The sequence below is a fragment of the Terribacillus saccharophilus genome, assembly GCF_046592895.1.
Lineage (GTDB): Bacteria > Bacillota > Bacilli > Bacillales > Amphibacillaceae > Terribacillus > Terribacillus saccharophilus_D.
In genome coordinates, this window is sequence record NZ_JAWVPU010000002.1 from 212,642 (window position 1) to 236,971 (window position 24,330).

The 24,330-nt window shown below is 43.6% G+C and carries 24 protein-coding genes, 1 riboswitch and 1 other annotated feature (1 of these 26 running past the window's edge); of the genes, 18 read left to right on the plus strand and 6 right to left on the minus strand.

Annotated features, from left to right (window positions below; genetic code table 11):
* Window positions 1-19 (plus strand) — a binding site (T-box leader) (it extends 206 nt beyond the left edge of the window).
* Window positions 20-142: 123 nt separating this feature from the next.
* Window positions 143-1,507, plus strand: coding sequence for an amino acid permease (locus SFC66_RS06775; protein WP_411217956.1), 1,365 nt, complete (start codon window positions 143-145; stop codon window positions 1,505-1,507).
* Between the two features lie 188 nt (window positions 1,508-1,695).
* Window positions 1,696-2,541, plus strand: a complete 846-nt coding sequence (locus tag SFC66_RS06780; RefSeq protein ID WP_411217957.1) for an STAS domain-containing protein — start codon at window positions 1,696-1,698, stop codon at window positions 2,539-2,541.
* Between the two features lie 908 nt (window positions 2,542-3,449).
* Here SFC66_RS06780 and clpP read toward each other — a convergent pair.
* The 5 genes from clpP to SFC66_RS06805 form a co-directional block, all read right to left on the minus strand.
* Window positions 3,450-4,031, minus strand: a complete 582-nt coding sequence (clpP, locus tag SFC66_RS06785; RefSeq protein WP_411217958.1) for an ATP-dependent Clp endopeptidase proteolytic subunit ClpP — start codon at window positions 4,029-4,031, stop codon at window positions 3,450-3,452.
* An 82-nt stretch (window positions 4,032-4,113) separates the two neighbouring features.
* The gene (locus SFC66_RS06790) at window positions 4,114-4,755 is read right to left on the minus strand and encodes a sigma factor-like helix-turn-helix DNA-binding protein (protein ID WP_411217959.1); all 642 of its coding nucleotides are present in this window, start codon (window positions 4,753-4,755) and stop codon (window positions 4,114-4,116) included.
* A 60-nt stretch (window positions 4,756-4,815) separates the two neighbouring features.
* The gene (locus SFC66_RS06795) at window positions 4,816-5,607 is read right to left on the minus strand and encodes an ABC transporter ATP-binding protein (RefSeq protein WP_411217960.1); all 792 of its coding nucleotides are present in this window, start codon (window positions 5,605-5,607) and stop codon (window positions 4,816-4,818) included.
* Window positions 5,608-5,761: 154 nt separating this feature from the next.
* Window positions 5,762-6,613: an ATP-grasp domain-containing protein gene (locus SFC66_RS06800; RefSeq protein WP_411217961.1), complete on the minus strand. Its 852-nt coding sequence runs from the start codon at window positions 6,611-6,613 to the stop codon at window positions 5,762-5,764.
* Complete coding sequence (locus SFC66_RS06805) at window positions 6,610-7,503, minus strand: ATP-grasp domain-containing protein (protein ID WP_411217962.1); 894 nt, start codon at window positions 7,501-7,503, stop codon at window positions 6,610-6,612. Before SFC66_RS06805 ends, SFC66_RS06800 begins: the two co-directional genes overlap by 4 nt.
* 112 nt (window positions 7,504-7,615) lie before the next feature.
* Here SFC66_RS06805 and SFC66_RS06810 point away from each other — a divergent pair, with 112 nt between their 5' ends.
* From SFC66_RS06810 to SFC66_RS06820, 3 genes are all read left to right on the plus strand, one after another.
* On the plus strand, window positions 7,616-8,833 hold the full coding sequence (locus tag SFC66_RS06810) for a bifunctional folylpolyglutamate synthase/dihydrofolate synthase (RefSeq protein WP_411217963.1): 1,218 nt from the start codon (window positions 7,616-7,618) through the stop codon (window positions 8,831-8,833).
* A gap of 68 nt (window positions 8,834-8,901) precedes the next feature.
* Window positions 8,902-10,644, plus strand: coding sequence for a sensor domain-containing diguanylate cyclase (locus SFC66_RS06815; protein WP_411217964.1), 1,743 nt, complete (start codon window positions 8,902-8,904; stop codon window positions 10,642-10,644).
* Between the two features lie 106 nt (window positions 10,645-10,750).
* Window positions 10,751-11,278 (plus strand): YceI family protein, encoded by a 528-nt coding sequence (locus SFC66_RS06820; protein ID WP_411217965.1) that lies wholly within the window; start codon window positions 10,751-10,753, stop codon window positions 11,276-11,278.
* Between the two features lie 42 nt (window positions 11,279-11,320).
* Here SFC66_RS06820 and SFC66_RS06825 read toward each other — a convergent pair whose 3' ends face one another.
* Window positions 11,321-12,880: a prepilin-type N-terminal cleavage/methylation domain-containing protein gene (locus SFC66_RS06825; RefSeq protein ID WP_411217966.1), complete on the minus strand. Its 1,560-nt coding sequence runs from the start codon at window positions 12,878-12,880 to the stop codon at window positions 11,321-11,323.
* 37 nt (window positions 12,881-12,917) lie between these two features.
* On the opposite strand from SFC66_RS06825, the gene SFC66_RS06830 reads away from it, so the two are divergent.
* The 13 genes from SFC66_RS06830 (at window position 12,918) to SFC66_RS06890 (ending at window position 24,328) form a co-directional block, all read left to right on the plus strand.
* Window positions 12,918-13,370: a PulJ/GspJ family protein gene (locus tag SFC66_RS06830; RefSeq protein WP_411217967.1), complete on the plus strand. Its 453-nt coding sequence runs from the start codon at window positions 12,918-12,920 to the stop codon at window positions 13,368-13,370.
* Window positions 13,354-13,752: a hypothetical protein gene (locus tag SFC66_RS06835; RefSeq protein WP_411217968.1), complete on the plus strand. Its 399-nt coding sequence runs from the start codon at window positions 13,354-13,356 to the stop codon at window positions 13,750-13,752. Before SFC66_RS06830 ends, SFC66_RS06835 begins: the two co-directional genes overlap by 17 nt.
* A 137-nt stretch (window positions 13,753-13,889) precedes the next feature.
* On the plus strand, window positions 13,890-15,512 hold the full coding sequence (locus SFC66_RS06840; protein WP_411217969.1) for a GspE/PulE family protein: 1,623 nt from the start codon (window positions 13,890-13,892) through the stop codon (window positions 15,510-15,512).
* Between the two features lie 11 nt (window positions 15,513-15,523).
* Window positions 15,524-16,564 carry a type IV pilus twitching motility protein PilT gene (locus SFC66_RS06845; RefSeq protein ID WP_411217970.1) on the plus strand — a complete coding sequence of 347 codons (1,041 nt, stop codon included), beginning with the start codon at window positions 15,524-15,526 and terminating at the stop codon, window positions 16,562-16,564.
* Window positions 16,565-17,773 carry a type II secretion system F family protein gene (locus tag SFC66_RS06850; RefSeq protein WP_411217971.1) on the plus strand — a complete coding sequence of 403 codons (1,209 nt, stop codon included), beginning with the start codon at window positions 16,565-16,567 and terminating at the stop codon, window positions 17,771-17,773.
* Window positions 17,774-17,855: 82 nt separating this feature from the next.
* Window positions 17,856-17,938, plus strand: a riboswitch (cyclic di-GMP riboswitch).
* Between the two features lie 53 nt (window positions 17,939-17,991).
* Window positions 17,992-18,432 (plus strand): type II secretion system protein, encoded by a 441-nt coding sequence (locus tag SFC66_RS06855; protein WP_411217972.1) that lies wholly within the window; start codon window positions 17,992-17,994, stop codon window positions 18,430-18,432.
* A gap of 66 nt (window positions 18,433-18,498) precedes the next feature.
* A complete protein-coding gene (locus SFC66_RS06860) occupies window positions 18,499-19,254 on the plus strand; it encodes a prepilin peptidase (RefSeq protein ID WP_411217973.1) in 756 nt (251 codons plus the stop codon).
* Between the two features lie 13 nt (window positions 19,255-19,267).
* The gene (pilM, locus tag SFC66_RS06865) at window positions 19,268-20,215 is read left to right on the plus strand and encodes a type IV pilus biogenesis protein PilM (protein WP_411217974.1); all 948 of its coding nucleotides are present in this window, start codon (window positions 19,268-19,270) and stop codon (window positions 20,213-20,215) included.
* Between the two features lie 14 nt (window positions 20,216-20,229).
* On the plus strand, window positions 20,230-20,730 hold the full coding sequence (locus SFC66_RS06870) for a hypothetical protein (protein WP_411217975.1): 501 nt from the start codon (window positions 20,230-20,232) through the stop codon (window positions 20,728-20,730).
* The gene (locus SFC66_RS06875; RefSeq protein ID WP_411217976.1) at window positions 20,727-21,215 is read left to right on the plus strand and encodes a hypothetical protein; all 489 of its coding nucleotides are present in this window, start codon (window positions 20,727-20,729) and stop codon (window positions 21,213-21,215) included. The genes SFC66_RS06870 and SFC66_RS06875 overlap by 4 nt, the downstream gene beginning before the upstream one ends.
* A gap of 128 nt (window positions 21,216-21,343) precedes the next feature.
* Window positions 21,344-22,171 (plus strand): hypothetical protein, encoded by an 828-nt coding sequence (locus SFC66_RS06880; RefSeq protein ID WP_411217977.1) that lies wholly within the window; start codon window positions 21,344-21,346, stop codon window positions 22,169-22,171.
* A 195-nt stretch (window positions 22,172-22,366) separates the two neighbouring features.
* Complete coding sequence (gene radC / locus SFC66_RS06885) at window positions 22,367-23,041, plus strand: RadC family protein (RefSeq protein ID WP_411218707.1); 675 nt, start codon at window positions 22,367-22,369, stop codon at window positions 23,039-23,041.
* 246 nt (window positions 23,042-23,287) lie between these two features.
* On the plus strand, window positions 23,288-24,328 hold the full coding sequence (locus SFC66_RS06890; RefSeq protein ID WP_411217978.1) for a rod shape-determining protein: 1,041 nt from the start codon (window positions 23,288-23,290) through the stop codon (window positions 24,326-24,328).
* The last annotated feature ends 2 nt before the right edge of the window (window positions 24,329-24,330 follow it).

Consider the following 24,330-nt stretch of genomic DNA (forward strand, 5'->3'; position numbering starts at 1 on the left):
CGTTGATCACGTCCCTGCTGATATATTTCAGCAGGGATTTTTTGTTTTTCCCAAGCTTTAAGGAGGTGGTTGACCATGGATGATGACTATTTCTATTCAATATCCATCAGCGTAAGATTCAATAAGAAAAGAGGAGAAAGAAATGAGTCAAAATGGTTTGCGGAAAGAGCTTTTACCTAGACACGTACAGTTTTTGGCATTGGCAGGTATGATTGGAACAGGCATTTTTAAAGGAAGCGGAGAGACATTGGGAATTGCCGGCCCAGGTGTTGTGGTTTCCTACTTGCTTGGAGGGGCGTTATTACTGATTGTAATGGTTGCTTTGGCGGAAATGGCGGTTGTGTATCCGAATCATAATGTGCAGCATTTAGTTCATAAAGCTTTTGGGTTTCATATATCCTTCATTGTTGGCTGGCTGTATTGGATCAACTGGACGCTTGTAACAGTTGTCGAAATACTGGCTGCAGGATCGTTTTTGCAGTTTTGGTTTTCTGATACACCGCTTTGGCTGCTAAGCGCGATTTGTGCAGCACTCATCATCGGGATCAATAGTTTGCAGGTGAAATTTTACGGGGAAATGGAATTTTGGTTTGCGAGTATTAAAATCATCGCACTCGTATTGTTCATTCTATTAGGGGGAGCTGTTTTACTGGGATTGACTGATTTTGCGCCAGATACACCAGCGCAGCATTTATTCGGACATGGCGGATTTTTCCCGAATGGCATACAAGGTGTATTCGCTGCATGTTTGATCGTCATGTTTTCCTTTGGGGGCTCCGAATTGATCGGTGTAGCGATTTCTGAGACAAAAGATGTGAAAAAGGTTTTGCCTAAGGTCATAAAAGGTGTTGTCTGGCGAGTTTTGTTATTTTATATCTTACCGATCACGATCATCGCCGGTCTTATTCCTTGGAATCAAGTTGCCGGAACGGAAAGTCCTTTCATTCAAGTGATGGACGCAATCGGAATTCCGGGAGTGGCACATGTGATGAACTTCATCTTATTGACTGCCGTTCTTTCAGCAGCGAATTCAGGTATGTTCGCCACTTCCCGGACGATGTTCTCACTAGCCGAAAAAGGGGAAGCACCTAAGATGCTGACCAAGACGTCCAAGTCTGGTGCACCAAAGAATGCTATCTTCTTGAATGGTCTGCTATCATTGATCGGAGCTGGTTTAGCGTATTTCGCTCCCGAAAGTATCATCGGAACCATGATGACGATACCGGGATTCACGATGCTATTGCTTTGGATCGGCATCTGTGCGGCACAGCTGAAGCTTCGCCCTGCATATCCGGAGTTGCCGCATTTCAAAATGAAACTTTTCCCAGTGACGACGATCATCGGACTGGTAGGTCTTGTTGTCATTTTGATCGGTTCAACATTCAGTAAAGGTATTTCTGTCGGGACAGTGGTTTGCTTTACCGCTTTGGCAGTATTGATTGTGCTCGCTTTGGTCATGGGGAAAAAGAAAACAGAAACAGAATTGGATCTTAAAGATGCACAATAAGGTTGTAGCGAAAGAGTCATGCTATCACGATCTCCTGAGTAGGAAGCCTTGTCACTCAGTCAGCGTCTAACATCCTATTACATGACTTTTTTGAGGGTTACTTTAACTCACAACCATCTTAAAATGGGATTTTGTCGAAACACATGGTAAAATAAGTTGTTGAACGATGATGACAAGGAGATATGATGATGGCAGACGAGAAGATACTGCAGATTGCACCAGATAAACCCTTATATGACCATTTTCGTGATAATATAGATTATTTGACCCAAAAGTGGATGGGCGGACTAAACAGGCCTTCAGGGGTGTATGGTTCCGACGATCCTTCTGTAAAAGCTTTACTAGAAAAGCAGATAAGAGATTTTTATATACGTTTTCCTGAATTATTCAATCCGGATAACCATTCTTCCTACGAGCTTCTGGAGGAATGGGTCATGGAATTGACTCAGGATGAACAGCACTTGAATACACCGATAGAAGATATACTTGATGAATTCAGCCGGTCTGAATCATTGTATTTAGGATTATTGGAAGAATTTGTTGAAAAACATGATTTATGCGGTAAAGAAACACTTAGTTATTCAAAAAAAGTTACGGATACTTTCAATCAGATCATTGTCTGGTTTACGAGGGAAAATGCTAAACAATCCGAATACAAGCTGGCAGCGCAGCAAACGATGATCAATGAGCTCAGTACGCCAGTCATATTATTGACGCCGGATGTAGCTTTGCTTCCGCTGGTGGGCGATATTGATACTAGCAGAGCTAAGTATATGATGGATAGTGTACTGAGCCAATGTGCAAAACTGAGAGTGGAATATCTGTTCATCGATATGTCAGGTGTGGCGATAATCGATACGATGGTTGCTCATCGGATATTCAGCATAATGGATTCCTTGAAACTGTTAGGGATTGAGACTATCCTTTCCGGAATAAGACCTGAGATAGCACAGACTGCTACACAATTGGGGATTGGATTCAATGTGAAAACGACACATTCTTTGAAAGTGGCTATAAGCCGCTATATCAAGTGAAAAAAACAACTCTCCATCTTCGTTAATCGAAATTGGAGAGTTATTTTTTGCTTTTATATTGAATTGCCGCTTTTAATAATGTTATATCCTGATGAATATTCTCTTTGATATGTTTATCAGGACAATTGTTGAAATCATGCATCAATCTGGCTAGCTCCCTGTAGATAAGTTTCTTTTCGTTTAAACGCACCTCGCCCTATCCCCCTGACTTAGATTAGATGCCCTTTTATTTTGTTTGTTAAACATGAAATCAAGATTATCTTGGTATTTTTGCGCATTGTTGGATTTTTTAATTGATATAGATACACCGCCCTTCAGGTGATGGGGAAAGTTTTTAAAAATGATAGATGTTCTGAATCTGATTCTTATAATCTATCCTGCACTTATGTCACTGAAAATTAACTGGTCGTGAGTATGTTTGCAACTAGGCGGCATAAGCAAGATTATGATAAATTAGTAAGGTGGAAAAAGGAAGAAATTGTTTATTGGGCAGATGAAAGAGGTATGAATGATGAATGAATTTTTTCCTTGCTGATTTGCAAAGTACTAGCGGGAATGCAAATTATGAAGGGAGGGTGCAAGTTGGATAGGTCATATAACAGATTCACAATTATTTTTAATATCGTCATCTTACTGGTTGCAGCAGGGGTGATTATTTCAGCGATAGTTGGCTGGAATGAGTTGGATAGGGCAGTTTTATATCTTATATTGGGTATTGTGATCTTTTTGAGCAGGTTAGTGTGGATCATAAAAATAAGTAAGTCAACTTAAGTGAATTAGTTAAGTTTCCACTGAAAAGCAATGAGAGACTGACTAGCATTTTTAAAGACCAAAAGACCTCCGATTGGGAAACCAGATTCGGAGGTCTTTTGGAATAATAGAAAGAAAATCTGTAACTCAACACGCCTTTATTTCCTTACCAAAACCTCATCGATAATACCGTATTCCTTTGCTTCATGTGCACTCATAAAATAATCACGATCGGTATCGGCTGCTACTTTTTCGATTGGCTGTCCGGTATGGTCGGTGATCAGCTGGTTGATATGCTGTCTTAACTTGATGATCCGTTTAGCGGCAATATCGATATCAGCTGCTTGACCTTGTGTTCCTCCCAGAGGCTGGTGGATCATGACTTCGCTGTTTGGCAGTGCATATCGTTTTCCAGCGGTGCCGGCGAGTAGCAGCAATGCGCCGAAAGATGCTGCCATGCCTGTGCAGATCGTCTGCACATCCGGTTTGATATAGTGCATCGTATCCAGAATGGAAAAGCCAGCTGTGACAGATCCTCCAGGACAGTTAATGTAGATGGAGATATCTTTTTCCGGATCATCCGCAGCTAAAAATAATAACTGCGCCACAATCGCGCTTGCCATACTATCATTGATTTCCTCACTCACCATGATGATGCGGTCTTTTAACAACCTTGAATAGATATCGTAGGATCGTTCCCCCATTTTCGATTGCTCCACTACATAAGGTATTGCTGCCATTGTTACACGCTCCTTTCATTTTTCATATCTAAAACGAAAGAAGGATGCATTAAGATATGGGTAAACAAAAATAACTGCAGCGCTAGGCTGCAGCCATATAGGGATTTGTATTGGGCACAACAGAAGTCTTGGTAGTAGGAAGTATATTAGGGAGATTACGAATCAGTTCGGCCGGGTCTTCATTGTTTAAGGAGGTATGAACAAGCTCGAAAATCTCATCCTGATTCAAGGTTTCCCAGGAACTCTGGACGAGCGGATGTATCTTGTCGGTATGCAGGTTTGTACGTCCGCGATGCAAAAGCCCTTTTACAGCTGATTCGTTCGTCTGGAGCAGCTTCGCTATTTCGATAGACTGAAAATGGAACGCTTCTTTCAGAACAAAGACGATCAGCTGCTTTGGAGTGAGTTTTCGTAAATGTTCCATGTGCTGCGCCGTGTCTTGCTTTTCCGTCGGTGCTGATTCCTGGATGTCAGAAACAAGCTCTTCTTTCTTTTGTTTGCGCAGCCGATCGACCCAGGCATTATATGCAATCTTTTTCAAAAGACTGACTGGAGGAGGAAAATTAGCTTCTGGGTATGCAGTCAGCGTTTTAACGACAGCTTCCTGCAGCACTTCTTCACTATCCCATTTATTTTTCGTCAAATACAAGCAATAATAAGACAGCTTCTCCAGTGTTTCTTCTATTCCCAACCGATGATCTGTTTGTTTTGGCTGTTCCATCATGTCACCTCTTTTTTGCTTTTACGTTTGTACTCACCATAAAGATACGGGTGCAAGCTTTTTTTATCCGTTAGTGATATGCACTCTCGAAAGATAAGGACGATTATGATCCCATGACACATTGACTGGAATTCCGAAGAAATCGGAAAGGTTGGGACTGGAAATCATGTCTGTCGTATCACCGGAAGCGAATACTTTTCCTTCTTTAAGCAAAAGTGTTTTATCAAATATGGGCAAGATTTCTTCGATGTGGTGGGTGACATAAATGATTGTAGGTGCATCGTGGTGACTGCTTATGCGTTCAATCGAATCCAGCAATGCTTCACGCGCCAGGAAATCCAACCCATTGGCAGGTTCGTCCAAGATAAGCAGCGGGGGATCAGCCATAAGGGCACGGGCAATCAAAACCCGCTGCCTTTCTCCGAGGGACAGTGTTTCGTAACGGCGGTTTGCATATGCATAGCAGCCTAAATCATGGAGCAGCTGGGCAGCCCTGGTCCGCATCTCGTCGGTAGGTGTCTCATAAAGTCCGATGGAAGCAAAAGCACCGCTAAGGACGACTTCAAACGCATTATCATGCAAATTGAACTTTTGCTGGAGGGAGGAAGAAACGTAACCGATTTGGATTCGCAGCTTTTCAGCAAGATATGTACGTCCAAACTCCATGCCCAATACATGCATATTTCCAGAAGTCGGAAAGGTGAATGCATTCAATAAATTCAGCAGTGATGTTTTTCCGGAACCGTTCAAACCGAACAATACCCAGTTTTGTCCTTTTTCCACTTTCCAGTTCACATTTTCCAACAGCCAGCTGCCACCTCGTTTTAATGACACGTTCTCCAGTTCTAAGATCAAGACAATTCCCTCCCATACAACGTTTCTTATTAGGATTATTAAATCAGACTGATGAATCATTTTCAAAACATTTAAATAATCGGTCTAAGAATGAAAAAGTAGAGAAAAGTCGTATGCATAAAGTTAACATCCACTTCATGAGCTCCCTGAACAATCAAAAACTTGTAAGACGGTTCTTTATGAACTGCAAATAAAGCCGCACAATATTGATGTCACTCACTTGACTGAGCGTCCTGCTGCCGACAACGTCTTCCATCTCATTGAACAGCAAGCGGCCATTCCCATCGAATAGGAAGTCTATTCCGACAAAGCCGAAATCATACTGATCGATGATTTTTTGCACAAGCATTTCTTCCTGTGCATTCAGCGTATAAAGCGAAGCATTTCCTCCGAGTGAGTGGTTCGCCCTGAAATCTTGCGCACTGCTGCGGAGGACACTGGCAATGATTTCTTTTCCGATTACAAAAACACGCACATCTTTTCCTGGAGTCCCGGCCAGCTCCTGCATTAGGATATGTTGATTCCGATAACGTATTTGCAGCGCTTCATACTGTGCTTTGTCCTTAACCAAATGTACATCTTTGCCGCCTCTTCCTGTGCTGGTTTTCCATACAAAAGGATAGGGGAGAGGAGGGTCATCCAAAGGAATGCCGGTCTGAAAATGCATGTCCACCATCGGGATAGCCAATTTGGCAAGCGCAAGATGTGTCCTGATTTTGTCGTTTGCAAGTGCTGCTATTTGTGCGTTATTAAAACAGGCAATACCGGCCTGTTCCAGCTGTGCAGTCAATAAAGGATCTATCGTCCGGACAATGGCGAAGTCAGGCGAAGGATCTCCCATCTTTATCTGGATGTCCACACAGCCATTTCGTAATGCGCCATATAATTGATTGATGTAGACTAGCTGCAGGTCTATCCCTAACTGCGCGCTTTCTTCCAGGAACCATTCGATGAATGCTGCGTTTCGTTTAGCTTCTGCTTGGTTGTAAATCAGCCACCCTCTCATGATAGAACTTCTTTGATATAAGAAATGATCGACTGCGAAACATCCACTCCCGTGCATTCATAAATGGAACGGATGTGCGCGTTGGAATTCACTTCGCAGACGAGCGGCTCGTCATGTTCACCGAATAGCAGATCTACGCCGGCAAAATCTGTTCCTACGGCTTTTGCTGCAGCGATAGCAAGGTCGGCTTCTTTCTCTGTCGGGGTATAAGGCTCCATGCTGCCTCCTTGTGATACATTGGCACGGAAATCGGTTTTGGAAAAACGAATCATCGACGCAACAATCTTTCCGCCGACTACATTGATTCGAATATCCCTGCCATGGCTCGTTTGGATGTATTCCTGCAGGACGAATGGCTCGGTTCCGATTTCGATTATCTTCTTATGTAATTGTTCTCGATTTTGAATCAGATACACTTGTTCACCAAAAGATCCGAAAGCCTCTTTGACGATCATAGGGAAACCCAGCTCCGCAATGGCAGGCTCAAATGTCTCCAACTGGATCGGCATCGTACCGGGGAATATCTTCGGTGCGATGATTGTTTTTGGAATCGTTATCCCTGCTGTGGCAAGTGCCTGGTACATCAGGATTTTATTATCACAGACGGCAATTGATTTACTCGAATTAAAAAGCGGTAATCCCATTGCTTCCAGCTGCTGCGCGAGCGGAATGTCTTTGTCGCTGAAAACGACAAAATCAGGCCGTTCGTTTTCCTGTGTGAGTATGCTGTGATCTGTTCCGATTCCTGCCAATAGAGCGTTATTTTTTATGATGCTGATTTTGATGTCGTGGGCATTGGCGGCGCGCTTGATTGCTTCTGCAAAATCGAGAAATTTCTTCCCGCCCAGGTGGCCGTTATAAATGACCCAGCCAAGTTTCAGTGTATCCATAACTAAAATTCCTTTCTTTAGGTGATGCACAACAAATGATGAAATTATTTCTATAGTGGCAGCACATACTAGTTTGATATAATAGTCCATTATACATGGAAGGAGTTGCTTTATGTTTGCCAACCTAGCACAAGCAGAAGCTTTTTTAACCAGCCGCGGACAATATGGCATCAAGCCGGGATTGGATCGGGTGGAGCAGCTGCTGCAAGCATCAGGCAATCCGGAACGCCGGACTAAAAATATACATATAGCAGGGACGAATGGCAAAGGTTCGACTGCAACATATCTTGCACGGGCATTGACCGCCAATGGATGGAAAACTGGCAGCTTCATTTCACCGACTCCAGGCGGGTATCTGGAAAGCATCCAGGTGGACGGAAAATGGATTACAGAAGAAGATTTCGTTGCTGCATGCAATGCACTTTTGCCTAAAATAAAAGAGATGGACAACGTTAAAAATCACCCAAGTGAATTTGAGATTCATGTGTGTATTGCGTTTTCGTACCTTGCCCAACATGCAGAAATCAATGTGGTGGAAGCCGGCATGGGCGGACGGGGAGATGCGACCAATGTGCTGCAGCCCACACTTAGTATCATTACCAATATCGGGTTCGACCACCAGCGTTTCTTGGGAAATACGATTGCAGCGATTGCCGAAGAGAAGGCGGGCATCATTAAATCCGGGGCACCGGTAATCAGTGCTGTGACACAAGAAGAAGCAAAAACTGTAATAATGCAACACGCAATAGCTGCTGGAGTATCGGTCAAATGGATTTCCGCTCGCGACGCTCATCGTTTGCAGGTCGATTTAAAAATGAAGGGAACGCATCAAAAAATGAATGCAGCAGTAGCCATGGCGGCATGCCGAGTGCTTCAAGAAGCAGGAATTGCGCTGGATGATGCTAAAGTGGAGCGGGCAATCAGTGAAGCGCAGCTTCCAGGCAGGTTTGAGCAGGTAAAGTCAGAGCCGAGGATCATACTGGATGGAGCGCATAATGCAGAAGGAATGCAAGCATTCATTCAAACGGTCAAAGAGGAGTTTCCAGATAAAAAAGTCTGCGTGCTGTTCAGTGCATTCAAAGACAAGCCTTTTGCAGAGATGATTGAGCAGCTGACTAAAATCACGTCACATATAACGTTGACGATTTTTGATCATCCCAGATCTGTTGATATGGCAACGTTGAAAGAAACTTGTCCAGCAGCAGAAACTGTACTCGATTGGAAAGGATACATAAAGCAGATTCATGAATCCTATCAATCCGATACTATTTATTTCGTGACAGGCTCCCTGCATTTTATCGACCAGGTCAGAAAGTATATTGTGGAATAAAGTAGATTGTGGTATTTTAAATTATCTGAATCTTATTTGTGCGGACTGAGTAGAAGGGAAGAAGCTAGATGGTGAACAGCAGCAAGAAACGATGGATTTGGGCAGCTTGGGCTATCATCTGGCCAGCTTCCTTATTTATGATCTATCAGCAAACAAATTTGGATGAATTGCAATGGCTTGATTTAGGCGCATTTACAGCACTGGCAATCATTGTGGCGTTATTCCCGATCATGGTCAATCAGATTCCTGTTTTTTTCCTGAACGGGATCACACTTGTGATCTTTTTGAATTTCGGTTTATTCATAGAACTGATCATAACAACGATCAGTGTCACAATCGTCCTGCTGCAAGTGCGCATAAGCAAAACAGACTTATATCGAATTCCTTTGAATTATATGATGTTTTTCCTGATGAGTGTATCGGCTGCGTGGGTTTATAGTTTATTCGACCTGCCAGGAACTGCTTCACAAGCTTTGGAAACACCTATGCACATCATTGGCATCCTGGCGTATTCCATGACCCTTTTCCTTATGAATCATATCCTGATAACGCTGACTAGAAGATATGTATATAACAAACGGGATAAGATTTTCGAGCGCAGTTTCTTTTGGGAGATCATGACGACATTCTATATCCTTCCTGCTGCACTGATGCTGCATTTGCTGTATCACAAAATTGGTGCTGTTGCGGTCATCTTCATCGGTTTTTCGATTGTGAGTACATCTTATATATTGCGACTGTATTACCGGAGCAGCAGTATGAATGAACATCTCCGGCTTGTGAGCGAAATAGGACATGAATTGAGTGCCCAGCTGAATGTCAAAGAAACACTGGATCTTTTCATGGAGAGGATAGTATCACTCGTACCCGTGGACCAGGCTTATTTATACGATATTACAGACGGAAAGAATCTTAAACTGATACGGCTGTACGACCCAAAAGCGCGCTCCAAGCATCAGCAAGGCGACAAAAAGAAAAAAGGGGAAGGCGTTGCTGGTTCGGTCTGGTTGAAAAAGAAAGGTAGCCGTTATGGAAAAAGGAAACAATGGATAGATCTGTGGAAAAAAACGGCTCCCTCGCACAGTGAAAGTCTTATGTGTCTGCCGATAGAACGGGATAATAAAATCATCGGTGTTCTTGTCCTTCTTTCCGAACAACGGAATGTATATGAAAAGTATCAATATATGCTCGTTGATTTACTGGCTAACTTCATGGCAGTCAGTCTGTTGAATGCGCAGCACTATGAGCATACAAAGCAAATCAGCGAACGATGTGCTTTGACAGGTTTATATAACTACCGATACTTCGACGAAGCGCTCAAAAAGTTCTTCCGTCAAACCGATCATGTTGCATCGTTATCGTTGATCATGATGGATTTGGATCACTTCAAACAAGTGAACGATACGTATGGACATGAAGCGGGCAACGATGTATTGCGGGGAGTTGCTGAAAGGTTGCGTAAGATAGTAGGGGAGCAGGCTGTACTGGCCCGCTATGGAGGCGAAGAATTTGCCGTCATCCTGCCAGAGTGCAATTCAGCAAAAGCAGCACATCTAGCTGAGACGATCAGGGCAACAATTGCACATGCACCTTTTGAAGTGAAAAATACATTGGATATGGAGCAGACGGTCAAACTTGCAGTAACAGTCAGTGTTGGTGTCGCTTCTTACCCGGAAAATAGCGAAGACCATCTGGCACTTGTACGCCACGCCGATCGTGCAATGTATGTTGGCGCCAAGCAGAAAGGACGAAACAGGATCAGTGTTTATCATCAATTGAAACAACCAGCACCAGAAAACATTCCTTCGTAAAAGGAATGTTTTTTTTCATGAAAAAGCTTGACGTTAAAAAGTGATTAATATATAGTTACTTACATAAAGTAACTTAATAAAGAAACATTACTGAGGAGGAACGAACATGGCAGTTTTGAAATTAGATAAAGCACACAGCGGTATTGCATTCACGGTGAAACATATGATGGTTTCCAAGGCAAAGGGGAAATTTGAAGACTTCGACGTACAATTCAGCGGAGATCTGAATGACTTGGATAACTCAACCGTAACAGCAACAATTCAAGCAGCAACAATCAACACAGGTAACGCAGACCGCGACGGCCACCTGCAATCCGGAGATTTCTTCGACGCAGCGAACCATCCTGCCATGACGTTCAAAAGCAAATCCGTCAAGAAAGTATCCGATGATGAATTCGAAATCACTGGTGACTTCACAATCAAAGACGTAACAAACGAAGAAACATTCAAAGTGGAATACAACGGCACATCCAAAAACCCAATGGACGGCAGCACAATCGCCGGCTTCGAAGTAGAAGGTAAAATCAACCGTGAAGCTTACGGTTTGACTTACAACGCAGCACTTGAAACAGGCGGCGTATTGATTGGTAAAGACGTTAAATTCACTGCTGACTTTGAGTTTGTAGTGGAGTAAGTGAGGATATAGGAAAGACCTATCCCAGGCGGGATAGGTCTTTTATTTTTGGCATGTTTGGTTGTTTGACTGGATTTTTAGTTCATGTCCGGAATACAGTTGATCCATCTTTATATCACCTTTGGCACAAATTGTGCCTCCGCCCCAATCGGGAGATATTTTTCCCTTTATATGGATATTCCCATCTGAGATGATTTTGGCATTTTCCTGCACATGAACGTCGCCATTCAGTGTGACATCGCCTTTTGCATAAAGGACAGATTTACTTTTTAGAGTAATTTTTTTCGCGATTGTGAAGTTTTTTCCTACTTCAAAATAGCTATTGTTCTCAGAGTTATACGACCCTCTAATTTCTGTGTTACCTTGAGTCATGATATTAGGATTACTGGTAAGCTGAAGGTTTCCATTAAGTAAGAAGTTACCGCCAGTATTTACTTTCGCATTCTCCTGTATGGTCGTATTCCCACCGAGCGTTACATCTTTTCCGGCAGTCACTTTTGTATTGGACCTGAATTCAGTGGTACCGCCTGTTTGTAAAGATTCTTTTAGACTGACAGAACTGTTCGTATCGAGTATGAATGTACCATCTGCTGTCAGATTACGTCCTGTAAAAACATTCTGAGAGTGCAAGTTGACATTTCTTTTGATGAATGAATCGTCTTTAGCGTTAATCACAGCATTATGTTGTCCAACTAAATCGCCTGCGACATAAAAATTGTGATCAATATTAAATTGAATGAAAATCGATGTACTCATAGGAATCCATAAACTGCCTTGATGGATATTTATGATAGGGCAGTATTTCCAATCACCGAATTGGAAATCCGCTAGTTTTGTATCTCCGTAATAATCACATCCGTCAGGTATTTTCGTAGTTGGATCAGACGGTTCTTCAGGTTTATATGGCTTCTCGGGTTCTGGAGAAGTATTTTCTTCATCAGGGTCTTCCGGTTTTGGTTCATTTTCGTTTTCTCCTGGATTGCCGGGTTTTTCTGTTTCATTTCCTGGATTCTCCGGATTCTCTGTGTTATCACCACTAGGTTTTTCATCCTCATTCTCTCCAGGTTTGGTCGATTCCCCAGGTTCATCTTCCTCGTTACCATCATCATCGTCATTGTCATTGTCTGGCAAAGCAGGAGGTGGAGATGGCTGCGATATAGTTACTGCTAAATCATCACTAGTTGGTTTTGTGAAGGCGGTGTCTACGTCAAAAGACTCACCATCCTGGTTAGAAATAGTAAAATTTACTTGCAAAGTTTGTACTTCTGATTGAGAATTAAAACAATCGGGACTTTCTTCCCCGCCAGGATATGAAAATACTAAGTTAGTAATTTCATTGCCTTTTGAAAGGGATAGATCGATTTGCTTTGATTGAAACTCATCATCTGCAAAGCAAGTACCTTTTAAAGCACCATTTTCAAATGAAGTTCTTAAAACCTGTGTGAAATAAGTGGCATCGTTACGCAGGCTATCAGTAACATTTGCTCGTTCATTTTGCTGCATAGCTTGTGCGGTCACAGTTACAGCAGAAATGGTAACTAAGCTTAGCAATACTATAGCCGCAAGCAGTTCTACCAATGTGAATCCTTTTTGATTTGACATATTTATACACTCCTAAAATGAGGTAGAGGTGAATGCTTTGAAAAAAAATGTATGTAAAGAGCAAGGTTTTACCCTTGTAGAAATAATGGTCAGCATGACGATACTTGCAATCATCATCATTGCATTTGTACCGATTTTCACTCAAGCTGCCATACATAACAAAGTGAATGGAAACAAATTGAAGGCAAACGAAGCAGCGCAGGTTGCAGCCTCTGATTATGATGAACAAACCGATTTGAACTTGGGTATACAAATCGCAAACCTGCCTAGCTGTCCATCGACTATTGATGAGCAAACTCTTGATGCTGAAAGAAAAATAGGCGACAAGAGTTACATAGTAAAAGTGAATCTATGCAACTATAAAACTGGCAACGTAGAAAATCTGGTGCAAGCTGTATTCACAACGCGTACTATTGATGAGAATCCTGCAACTACAGGCGTTGCTAGGAAATTCTTGACCGGAGGAGATAGCGATGCACAAAATCCTTAATGAAAAAGGAGCAGCATTGGCTATGGTCCTCTGGATTATTGTGCTGTTCGTCATACTCGGAACTATCTTAAGCGCTCAACTGATGACAACAACAAATCTAATGAATAAACAGGAAGAATCAACGGTTGAATCTGATATTGCCAATATGTCTGCCATCTATGTTAGTACTTACTTAAAACAAAAAGGAGAATCTGGTAGTATCAACCAACAAGATCTCCCAATGTTAATTGCTGATATGCCGCCTTCAATAAAAATCGATTCGTATGATGTCAGCCTTAATCCGCAGCTAGAGTTGGAACTAAATCAAATCAGATTGGATCTCGTGATACGTCATAATAAAGAAGAACTTAGACGTGAAGTACTGGTACCCCTCCAGAAGTAGTTCAAAGGTATTAGTTAATTGCCTGTTTGTGTTAAGAGAATATTGATTTTCAGCTTAATCTAAGACTATATTATTAGTAATCTAATAACAAGAGACATAAAAGTATTTTGTAGAAAAATATGATTGGAAGTGGAATTATGGCGAAAAAAGTGAAATTGGGAGAGCTGCTGAAAAAAGCAGGGCTTGTGACGGAGGGACAGATTGTATCAGCTATCAATGAACAGAGGCCAGGTCAGAAGCTTGGTGACCTGCTCCTCGAGAAAGGGTACATAACAGAGCAGCAGCTGATTGAGGTACTGGAATTCCAGCTTGGTATTCCGCATGTTTCACTTTTTCGATTTCCCTTCCAATTTGATTTGGTTAAGCTTGTTCCTATTCAATTTGCCCGCAAGCATGTCGTCATACCGCTAAGCCGCGAAAACAATATACTTACCGTGGCAATGGCAGATCCTATGGATTATTACGCAATCGATGATATGGAGATGTATACAGGCTTTTCCATAAAACCAGTCATCGCAGCCAAAGCAGATATACTGGAATCCATCACAGCTGTGTACAAGGAAGCGGAATCTGGGGAATCGCGGACGGAGGCAGCAGCTGAGGCTGCACCAGCTATCCGAATTGTTGAACAGTTGATCAGTTCTGGTGTGCAGCTAAAAGCAAGTGATATACATATGGATCCATTTGAAACAGAAGTGCAAGTTCGTTATCGGATTGATGGAGATTTGCGTCGTGAACGCACGCTGCCTAAATCGATTCAGCAGGCTGTTGTAGCCCGGGTCAAAATACTTGCCAATATGAATATAACAGAGACAAGGCTGCCACAGGATGGTCGGATAAAGCTAAAAATGGAAAATGCGCATGTTGATTTACGCATCAGTGTGCTCCCGACGGTTTTCGGTGAAAAAGTCGTTATACGGATACTTGATTTAAATAATGTAATCAAAGACTTGAATGAATTGGATTTCAGTCCAGATAATTACGAGAAATACAGCAAATTAATCAGTCAGCCTTCAGGTTTGATACTTTTTACCGGACCAACTGGATCCGGCAAGTCGTCGGGGCTTTATGCATCCATCAATCATTTGAACAGGGAGCAATACAACATCATCACAGTGGAAGATCCAGTGGAATTCGAACTGCAAGGAGTGAATCAGGTACAGGTAAACAACGGTGTCGGTTTGACTTTCGCTACAGGGCTGCGCTCGATTCTCCGGCAGGACCCCAATATCATCATGGTTGGAGAAATACGTGACAGCGAGACTGCTGGCATTGCGATTCGTGCTTCCCTGACAGGACATCTTGTATTCAGTACGCTGCACACAAATAACGCAATAGCTTCGATACCAAGGCTGATGGATATGAAAATTGAACCGTACCTTGTTGTTTCCTCGGTGACGGGGGTAGTGGCGCAGCGGCTTGTTAAGCGTATTTGCAGGGACTGTAAGGAAACATATGAACCGACCAAAGTCGAAGAGGAATTATTGGCCCGCCATGGTTTGGAAGCCAAATTTCTATACCGAGGTAATGGCTGTAATAGCTGCAAACAGACTGGATATAAAGGACGTATGGCTGTTCATGAATTGTTGGTGGTTGATGATAAGATCAGGGAGTTGCTCGTTCAGGAACAGTCGATTGATGAAATAAAGCAGGTTGCTGTAGAAAATGGAATGAAAATGCTCATTGATGATGGTCTTGAAAAGGCAGTCCGTGGACTGACGACAGTTGAAGAAGTTCTGCGGATCACCGTGGATAGCTAAGGAGCATCAATATGAAAGAAACATTCGATCAATTACTAACCAAAGCAATGGAATTAAAGGCATCTGACATTCACTTGACGGTTGCTGTTCCACCTATCTTCCGTGTACACGGTGTACTTCGGCGTGATCAAGCAACTAATCTTACGCCCCAGGACACTGAACAGATGGCACGGGCAATTTTAAGTGCTAAATTGTGGGAGAGGTTTGAAGAAGTCGGGGAAGTGGATTTTTCATACAGTATTCCGGGTATTTCGCGTTTTCGTATCAATATTTATCTTCAGCGTGGGTGTGTGTCGCTGGCTGTCAGGGTGGTACCAAGAAAGGTACCGACACTCCACGATCTTGACTTACCAGAAGTACTGAAGGTGCTTGCTGGAAAACCTCAAGGATTGATACTTGTTACTGGTCCTACCGGAAGCGGGAAAAGTACGACACTTGCAGCAATGATTCACCATATGAATACCAGCATGCAGCGTCATATAATCACTTTGGAAGATCCCATTGAATATTTACACAAACATAATGAGTGTATCATCGATCAGCGGGAAGTCGGTTTGGATACGGAGAATTTTGCAAATGGTTTGCGGGCATGTTTGCGTCAGGATCCGGATGTTATATTAGTGGGCGAGCTGCGGGATCTGGAGACGATTTCGACAGCAATTACCGCAGCAGAAACAGGACATCTTGTATTGGCAACGTTGCACACAAGCTCAGCAGCACAAACCGTCGACCGTATCATCGATGTATTTCCGGCAGAACAACAGCCGCAAATCCGCATTCAGCTTGCCAGTGTCTTGACGGCAGTGCTGTCTCAGCGCTTGGTCAGACGAGCTGACGGACAAGGACGCAAAGCCCTTACTGAGCTGCTTATCAACACTTCAGCCATAAAGAATCTAATCCGCAATGGTAAGATGCATCAAATTCCGAGTATCATGCAAACGGCACGCGATCAAGGTATGCACACGATGGATATGAGCATACGAAAAATGATTGCTGCAGGAATTGTAACCATGGAGCAAGTGGCACCATTTCTGGAAGAACGGGGTGTTTAAATGCATTATTTTCAATATAATGCCCGAGACTTACTTGGTAAACAAAAAAGAGGGAAAGTCCAAGCTGCAAATAAGAGCGAAGCATTAGACAAGCTTTTGTCGCAGCAACTGATCGTAATTGAACTACGTGAATTGAACCGCACCTTAAATAAGGAACTGTCTTTCGGTAAAAGAGTGAAGAAAAAGGAATTCATCATCTTTCTTCGCCAATTATCTACACTGATTGAAGCTGGTGTTCCCTTAGTGGAAGCGACAGGGCTGCTAAAAGAACAAACGAAAGACAAATTTTTAAAAGAGACACTTAAATATGTAGTCAATGACCTCGTTGAGGGTGTACGTTTTTCGGATTCGGTTGAAAATCACCCCAGAATCTTCCCGGAGTTATTTGTGAACATGATACGTGCTGGAGAAGCGAGCGGGGAACTGGATGATGTGTTGAATAAGATGGCTGTCTACTATGAAAAGCAATATGATATGCGGCAGAAAGTCATCACTGCGTTAAGTTATCCTTTCTTTGTGGCACTTGTTGCAGTTGCAATCTGTATAGCATTGCTTGTTATCGTCTTCCCGCAATTCACTGGCATGTTTGCCAGTATGGATGCTGAGCTTCCAGCGTATACAGCTCTAGTCTTGAGCTTGTCAGAAGGCATGCAAAAGTACTGGTACCTGGGATTACCAGTCTTGCTACTGTGTGCGGTGTTTTATAAGGTGATTGTTTCAAACCCTAAAGGCAAGCTGTTCATAGATACAGTCAAGTTGAAAATCCCGGTGCTGGGAAGCTTTTATCAAAAAGCTATCCTGGCCCGTATGACTCGTACGCTGAGCTCTCTCTTGGAAAGTTCTGTACCGATTCTTGATGCTTTGCAGATTTCCAGTCGGATTTTGCAGAACAAAGTCATGGAACAAGTGATGAAGGAATGCTATGAAACTGTTGAAAAAGGCGATTCCCTTGCTGGACCGCTAGAAAGGCATTGGGCATTTCCTGCAATGGTAACCCAAATGATCCGGGTCGGAGAAAAATCGGGTTCCCTGGATGGTTTGCTGCATCGTGCAGCTGATTTTTATGAAAAGGAATTGGATTATGCCGCTGAAAGATTGAAAGCTTTACTCGAACCTGTTTTAATTCTTGTGCTTTCAATAATGGTAGGGAGCATAGTCACGGCTGTTATTCTGCCGATGTTCACTCTTTACGAAAATTTACGGTACTAAAGAACTAAATTAATGACAAATTAACAGTAATTTATTCAATTTTTGGGTAGATTTTCATGGATTATTTGATATAATCATACTAGATTGATAGGAAGCGACGATAAAATAACCTTATGTGGGCACTTGGTTATTTTGGAGCTAGTAGTGCAACCGGCCATATTGATCAAAAAATTGTTTCCACATGGCCGGAAACGCTACATAATAAAGGAGTGTCCACGATGAAAAAGTTTTTGAAGAAGAAATTTAAGTCTGAAAAAGGTTTTACGCTAGTTGAATTACTTGCAGTCATTGTTATACTTGGTATTCTAGCTGCTATTGCTATTCCCGTTATTTCCGGTTTAATCGGAGATAGCCGACAAGATGCACATGATGCCACAGCTCAGCAAATGATCGAAGCTGCTCGATTGGCATCTGTAAAAGATGGTGGAGATGATACATCATCTTACTCATTGGATGCCTTGATCAAAGGTGGCTACCTAAGTGCTCCTGAGAATCCTGAGGATGGGAAGTCTTACGATAGAGCAAGAAGTGAAGTAACACTTGAGAATGGCCAATATAAAGCTGAAGTATATGAGTTTGGCAAAGATGATGAGCCGGTCGGTACAGCTGGCGCTGAGGCAAACGAAAAAGCAGATACGCATACAACATCAAATGAATAAATTTCAAAAACCAGAAATCTCTCCTTGTGAGGGATTTCTGTCTTTCCATAGGTAAGGAGCGATAATATGACAAGTTTCCTAGTAATCTATTTTATTGTATTAGGCGCTGTCCTCGGTTCCTTCTATAACGTCGTAGGCATGCGGACACCAGTAAAGAAAATGTTTCAATCAGAACGATCTTACTGTCCGAACTGCAAGCAACAGATAAAAGCTTATGATCTTATCCCGGTGATTTCCTTTATTGTACTCGGCGGGAAATGCCGGAATTGCAAACAAAAGATTTCTCCTCTTTATCCTTTCACAGAACTTGTGACAGGTCTTCTGTTCGGATACAGCTTCTATATGATAGGGCTGCAGTGGGAGCTGGTTACAGCACTTGTTTTGGTATCGATGGCCGCGATACTTTTCGTGACGGATATGCGTTTCATGCTGATTCCGAATAAGATTCTTTTGTTTTTCCTTCCTCTATTCATCATTCTCCGTGTTATCACTCCACTCGATCCATGGTGGGATTCCATCATCGGAGCCGCTGTGGCATTTGTATTGCTATTTCTCGTCATTTTATTCAGCCGGGGAGGCATGGGTGGCGGAGATTTGAAGCTGTTTGTGGTGCTCGGGGTTGTACTTGGCTGGAAGGGTGTATTGCTCACTTTCTTCCTTTCGTCAGTTATTGGAGCGGTTTTCAGTCTGGTTCTTTTATCTGCGAAAATATTGAAACGGAAACAAGCGATACCATTTGGCCCATATATACTGCTAGGCGCACTGATCACCTATTTCCATGGTGATGCAATGATTAGCTGGTACATCAATTCATTCTTTTAAATGAGGGAAGAACATGTTCAAAAAGCAAGGCAAACAAGTGTACATCATCATTCAGGAAAATGTATTGCGCTATGCAGCTGGTGAACCTGCTGGATTCCGCAAAGGAAATAGTTTCGGCAGTGTTGATTTGCCGCAAGGAGTGATCCGTCAGGGGAAGCTTGAGGATAGAGATCAGCTGATAAAGCTTGTACGCAAATTGGTTGAAGAGAACAACTGGAAAGGGCGGGAGCTGCTTTTCACGTTGCCGGACCAAGCTGTCACGCTTCGGAATCATCAAGTTCCGAAACAGCTGAAACAAGATGAAATCAAGCCATTTTTGTATACGGAACTGCAGCATGCGATCCAGCTGCCTTTTGAGGACCCTGTCCTGGATTTCGAGATTCTTGAAGAAGGGGAAGAATTCAACACGATCCTTTTGGTAGCTTACCCGGGGCAACGTGTGGAGACTTATCAAGAAGCTTTCAAGGAAGCTGGACTTCAGCCTGCAGCTGCCGATTTGGCTTCCCTGTCGCTTTATCGTTTGTACATAGAACAGTACAAAGAAACATCTGATGATCATTTGCTTCTATTGCAATGGAATCACAGTGGCTTGATCCTTACAGCGTTTCACCAAGATATGCCGTTGTTCATCCGTCAGCCGCAAACGAGTTTCGGTAATTTGCAGGATCATATGGAACAAGACCTTTTCTATCAAGAAGAAGCAGATCGGGCACGGGCTTATTTGGAGGAGCAGTTAACAGAAATCGAAAGGTTCATGGACTTTTACCGCTATAGTGTCATGAATGGCGAAGCTGGTATTACGAAGCTACTCGTTTCCGGGGATTATGAGCAGCTCGGCAGTGTAGTGGACGAGCTGAGACAAAGGCTTCAAATCGATACTATTACATTTCAACAAGATAGCATGGAAGAGCTGCCGCTGGCGTATGCAGATGTGTTTGGCTTATCCATGAAGAAGCTGTAAAGGGGAGAATCACAATGCTCGAAATAAATTTACTTCGAAAACAAACAGAGACCCATCGCTCCCCGATTTTATTCTTCAGCATCCTTGCAGTGGCCTTCATCATCTGTGCTGTGCTGTTTGCTTGGCAGCTTTTGAGCGCGAAGGGGCAGCTTGCCGATTTGGAAACGCAGCAAGCATCGAATGATACATTGCTTGCAGCACAACAAACAGATGCTGGTGACAGCAGTACAGCAATGCCTTATGCTGTGGAACTGATGGACAAATTGCAGGGATTGGCGCCAAAGGATACAGAATTGATAAGCTACTCCAGCCCTGCCAATGAACCTATTACCGCTACGCTGTTGGTTAAGAGTACGGATGCGGCAGCGGATTATATCCAGAATGTCCAAGATACAGGTTTTGTATCCAGAGCCTCTTTGCAATCTTTGACTCCTCAAGGGGCAGACAGCTTCCAAGCAGTCTTTACAATCACGGTTGATAGCGGAGCATGGACAAGTGAGGTGAATGCCAAATGACGAATTGGTCGGATGCATCTCAGCGACGCAAGATCATGATTTTCTCCTTTCTGCTCGTTATCCTGCTAACCATGATGTGTTTTGTTCTATATGTCATGCCTGTGAAGCATGATGTCGGCATAGCTGAAACAGCTGTCGCCAATCAGGAAAGACTTCTGGAAGCATCAGCAGCTCCTGGCGAACAAAGTACAGTGCCAGATGCGCCGCTAGAGAACGAATTGCTGAAAGAACTGGCAAAGATAGCAAAAGCGAATGATACATCTATCACTGGCATTACGAATAGTACCGAAGCGGATGCGGAAGGTGCATATATTTATCAAGTAAGCACAGAGTCAGCCGATTACAAAGCCTTGCACCAGTTCCTGACACAAGTGGATGGAATGAAACGCAAAGCTGAAATAGAACAAATAGACGTGACAAATGCTTCGGAAAACAGCTATATTGCAACGATATCTTTACGGGTATTTTATAATCCTGCATCTTAATTCGTAGAAAAGCGTGTTTGATAGGTTCATCCTGTCGAACACTCTTTTTTTGTCTCGACAGCATTTCTCTTACTTCTATCGTTGGCTGTGCTAGAGTTAGCTCTATCAATGATAAAAGAGGTGCCAGGATGGAAGGGAAAAATAAGTTTTCCGTCAAGATCGGCGGTAAGAAGGAGAAGAAGCAACAGCAGCAGTCAAAAGAAGAGATGATCGGTGAAGGAAGCTACACACTTTATGACGAAGAAGCAGCTGCCACTGTCGAGAAGGATGTGCCGGTACTGGACCAGCTGAATAAGAAAAAATCGGAGAAAAAAGCAATATCATTGTCTCCTTTCGCGAAAAAGCTCACGGCAGCTGCCCTTGGTGCGGCACTGATAGGCATCGTGCTCGGATTCCTGCTCCTGCGATACACCGCCGGGATTGAATCGGAAACAACAGGCATTGCCGCTCCTGCTGCGACAAAAGAAGCTGCAGCCAATGCCGGCGCTTTCAGTGATTTGACGGCATATGTCGTGCAGGGAGGTGTGTATAATCAGGAAGATATCGGACTGGACGTCGTGCAGAAATATGCGGATGCTGGCATACCGGCAGTGCTATGGGAAAAGAACGGACAATTTTTCCTGCTATCAGGCATGGCAGGTTCAAAAGAGGAAGCTGAATCTTTAGGTTCCCAGCTTCAGGCTCAAGGTTATGAGAGCTATGTTAAAACATGGGATCCAGGTGTGGATGCTTCCGGAGGTGCATGGCTGGATGAGCTGGCGGTTTTGCTTGCGGCGGGGGGAAATCAGGACCCGGCGCTTTGGCAGGCATGGCAAGAGAAAATCCCGGCAGAAGCAACAGCTGTTAAAACTGCGTCTGATGAAGCAGTCAGTGCGATGGAACAGGGAACATTTACGGCAAGTATGCTGCTGCCTGTATGGCATGAAGCAGCGTCCATTGCTGCAGATGGGCAATGAAGGCCAACTATCCTAAGCTTCACTCAAGGAAGTTCGGTTTTTTGAACGAATTCCTCTATTTCATCGACGGTAAAATGCTTAAAATTTCCATTAACCACATTTGAATAGAAAACCGCCTTTCGATAAGCTACTCATAACCTGTTGCCACACAGGAATCCGAGTCAGAAGGAAGGCGGTTTTTTGTTGCATACTGAAATGACGATAAAATCGGTGCCGAAGGAGGATCGTCCGCGGGAACGGCTGCTGGAGCTTGGTCCTGCTCATCTAGCCAATGCGGAACTATTGGCCATCCTCCTCGGAAGCGGGACGAGGGATGAGTCGGTAACGCTGCTTGCTCAGCGGCTGTTGATGCATTTTGAGGGGTTGCAGCTGCTGCGGGACGCAACGATCGAAGAGCTGACTGCCATCAAAGGAATCGGACAGGCTAAAGGAGTGCTGATTTTGGCTGCCATCGAGCTTGGTCAGCGGCTGCACCGGCACAAACCGGCTGAACGTTATACGATTCGCAGTCCAAAGGATGGAGCGGACTATGTAATGGAAGAAATGCGTAATCTGCAGCAGGAGCATTTTGTCGTCTTATTTCTCAATACGAAAAATCATATCATCCACCGTCAGACAATCTTCATCGGCAGCCTCAATGCCTCCATCGTCCATCCACGCGAAATTTTCCGCGAAGCAGTCCGCCGTTCAGCTGCCAGCATCATCTGTACCCACAATCATCCTTCCGGGGATCCTTCTCCTTCACAGGAAGATATCCACGTCACCAAGCGTCTGCTGGAATGCGGCAAGATGATCGGTATCGAGCTTTTGGACCATCTTGTCATTGGTGATCGTAAGTTTATTTCCCTAAAGGAAAAAGGATACTTGTAATTACTATCTATTTTTTTAGTTTTCTCGTATAATTGATACTAGCTTTGAAGATAAGCGCCTAGCATGGTACACCTTACTAGCTGGCGCTTCTTCTGATGGTATGTTTTATTACCTTACAACAATGTCTATTGGGTTTGATATCTGATATGATAAAGTACGACATAATGAGACAATATATGAAAAGTATGCACTGCTGACAAAAAGCTTTGCTGAAACATGAACGGACTCGGAAAAGGAGAATTAATTGTGGCGAAATTCAGTTTATCACAAGATCTAGGCATCGACCTAGGTACAGCAAATACATTGGTTTTTGTAAAAGGAAAAGGCGTAGTTGTACGTGAACCTTCCGTTGTGGCGACGAACGTGGAAACAGGCCAAGTGGAAGCAGTAGGCGGCGACGCCCGCAATATGATCGGCAGAACCCCAGGGAATATCCGTGTCATCCGTCCGATGAAGGATGGTGTGATTGCGGATTACGATACAACGGCAACAATGATGAAATATTATATCAAACAAGCGCAGCGCAATCGTTCATCATTCGCGAAGAAGCCGAATGTCATGGTATGTGTGCCGTCCGGCATCACGATGGTTGAAGAACGTGCTGTCATCGATGCGACGAAACAAGCAGGTGCAAAAGATGCTTTCCCGATCGCTGAGCCTTTCGCGGCAGCTATCGGGGCTGGTCTGCCAGTATGGGAACCGACTGGAAGTATGATCGTTGATATCGGCGGCGGAACGACGGAAGTTGCCATTATCAGCTTGGGCGGTATTGTTACGAGCCAATCGATCCGCACAGCAGGGGACGATATGGATGATGCAATCATCCAATACATCCGTAAAACATATAACCTGATGATCGGGGAACGTTCCGCAGAACAATTGAAAATGGACCTTGGTCATGCCGGCGTGCCGGAAACAGACGAAGAGACGGAAATCCGCGGACGCGATTTGCTTACAGGACTTCCAAAAACAATCAGTGTCAGTGCGAAGGAAATCTCCAGTGCATTGGCAGATACAGTAAGTGCGATCGTGGAAGCGGTGAAGCTTACTTTGGAAAAAACGCCGCCGGAATTGGCAGCGGATATCATGGATCGCGGTATCGTTCTTTCCGGAGGCGGTGCATTGCTGCGCAATTTGGATACCGTCATCAGTGAAGAAACGAAAATGCCGGTCTTCGTAGCGGAAAATCCGCTTGATAGTGTTGCCATCGGTACTGGTAAGTCATTGGAATTCATTGAGCATTTCCGTTCCCACCCACATGTATTTTCCAAGGCTACAAAAAAATAAGC

Bases quoted from the DNA above. Each gene is read 5' to 3' on its own strand.
- pilM (WP_411217974.1), top strand. From the start codon at position 19,268: ATGTTCAAAAAGCAAGGCAAACAAGTGTACATCATCATTCAGGAAAAT.
- SFC66_RS06845 (WP_411217970.1), top strand. From the start codon at position 15,524: ATGAAAGAAACATTCGATCAATTACTAACCAAAGCAATGGAATTAAAG.
- SFC66_RS06870 (WP_411217975.1), top strand. From the start codon at position 20,230: ATGCTCGAAATAAATTTACTTCGAAAACAAACAGAGACCCATCGCTCC.
- SFC66_RS06875 (WP_411217976.1), top strand. From the start codon at position 20,727: ATGACGAATTGGTCGGATGCATCTCAGCGACGCAAGATCATGATTTTC.
- SFC66_RS06880 (WP_411217977.1), top strand. From the start codon at position 21,344: ATGGAAGGGAAAAATAAGTTTTCCGTCAAGATCGGCGGTAAGAAGGAG.
- SFC66_RS06820 (WP_411217965.1), top strand. From the start codon at position 10,751: ATGGCAGTTTTGAAATTAGATAAAGCACACAGCGGTATTGCATTCACG.
- SFC66_RS06840 (WP_411217969.1), top strand. From the start codon at position 13,890: ATGGCGAAAAAAGTGAAATTGGGAGAGCTGCTGAAAAAAGCAGGGCTT.
- clpP (WP_411217958.1), bottom strand. From the start codon at position 4,031: ATGGCAGCAATACCTTATGTAGTGGAGCAATCGAAAATGGGGGAACGA.
- SFC66_RS06860 (WP_411217973.1), top strand. From the start codon at position 18,499: ATGACAAGTTTCCTAGTAATCTATTTTATTGTATTAGGCGCTGTCCTC.
- SFC66_RS06810 (WP_411217963.1), top strand. From the start codon at position 7,616: ATGTTTGCCAACCTAGCACAAGCAGAAGCTTTTTTAACCAGCCGCGGA.
- SFC66_RS06825 (WP_411217966.1), bottom strand. From the start codon at position 12,880: ATGTCAAATCAAAAAGGATTCACATTGGTAGAACTGCTTGCGGCTATA.
- SFC66_RS06790 (WP_411217959.1), bottom strand. From the start codon at position 4,755: ATGATGGAACAGCCAAAACAAACAGATCATCGGTTGGGAATAGAAGAA.
- SFC66_RS06855 (WP_411217972.1), top strand. From the start codon at position 17,992: ATGAAAAAGTTTTTGAAGAAGAAATTTAAGTCTGAAAAAGGTTTTACG.
- SFC66_RS06805 (WP_411217962.1), bottom strand. From the start codon at position 7,503: ATGGATACACTGAAACTTGGCTGGGTCATTTATAACGGCCACCTGGGC.
- SFC66_RS06775 (WP_411217956.1), top strand. From the start codon at position 143: ATGAGTCAAAATGGTTTGCGGAAAGAGCTTTTACCTAGACACGTACAG.
- SFC66_RS06850 (WP_411217971.1), top strand. From the start codon at position 16,565: ATGCATTATTTTCAATATAATGCCCGAGACTTACTTGGTAAACAAAAA.
- SFC66_RS06780 (WP_411217957.1), top strand. From the start codon at position 1,696: ATGGCAGACGAGAAGATACTGCAGATTGCACCAGATAAACCCTTATAT.
- SFC66_RS06815 (WP_411217964.1), top strand. From the start codon at position 8,902: ATGGTGAACAGCAGCAAGAAACGATGGATTTGGGCAGCTTGGGCTATC.
- SFC66_RS06835 (WP_411217968.1), top strand. From the start codon at position 13,354: ATGCACAAAATCCTTAATGAAAAAGGAGCAGCATTGGCTATGGTCCTC.
- SFC66_RS06800 (WP_411217961.1), bottom strand. From the start codon at position 6,613: ATGAGAGGGTGGCTGATTTACAACCAAGCAGAAGCTAAACGAAACGCA.
- radC (WP_411218707.1), top strand. From the start codon at position 22,367: ATGACGATAAAATCGGTGCCGAAGGAGGATCGTCCGCGGGAACGGCTG.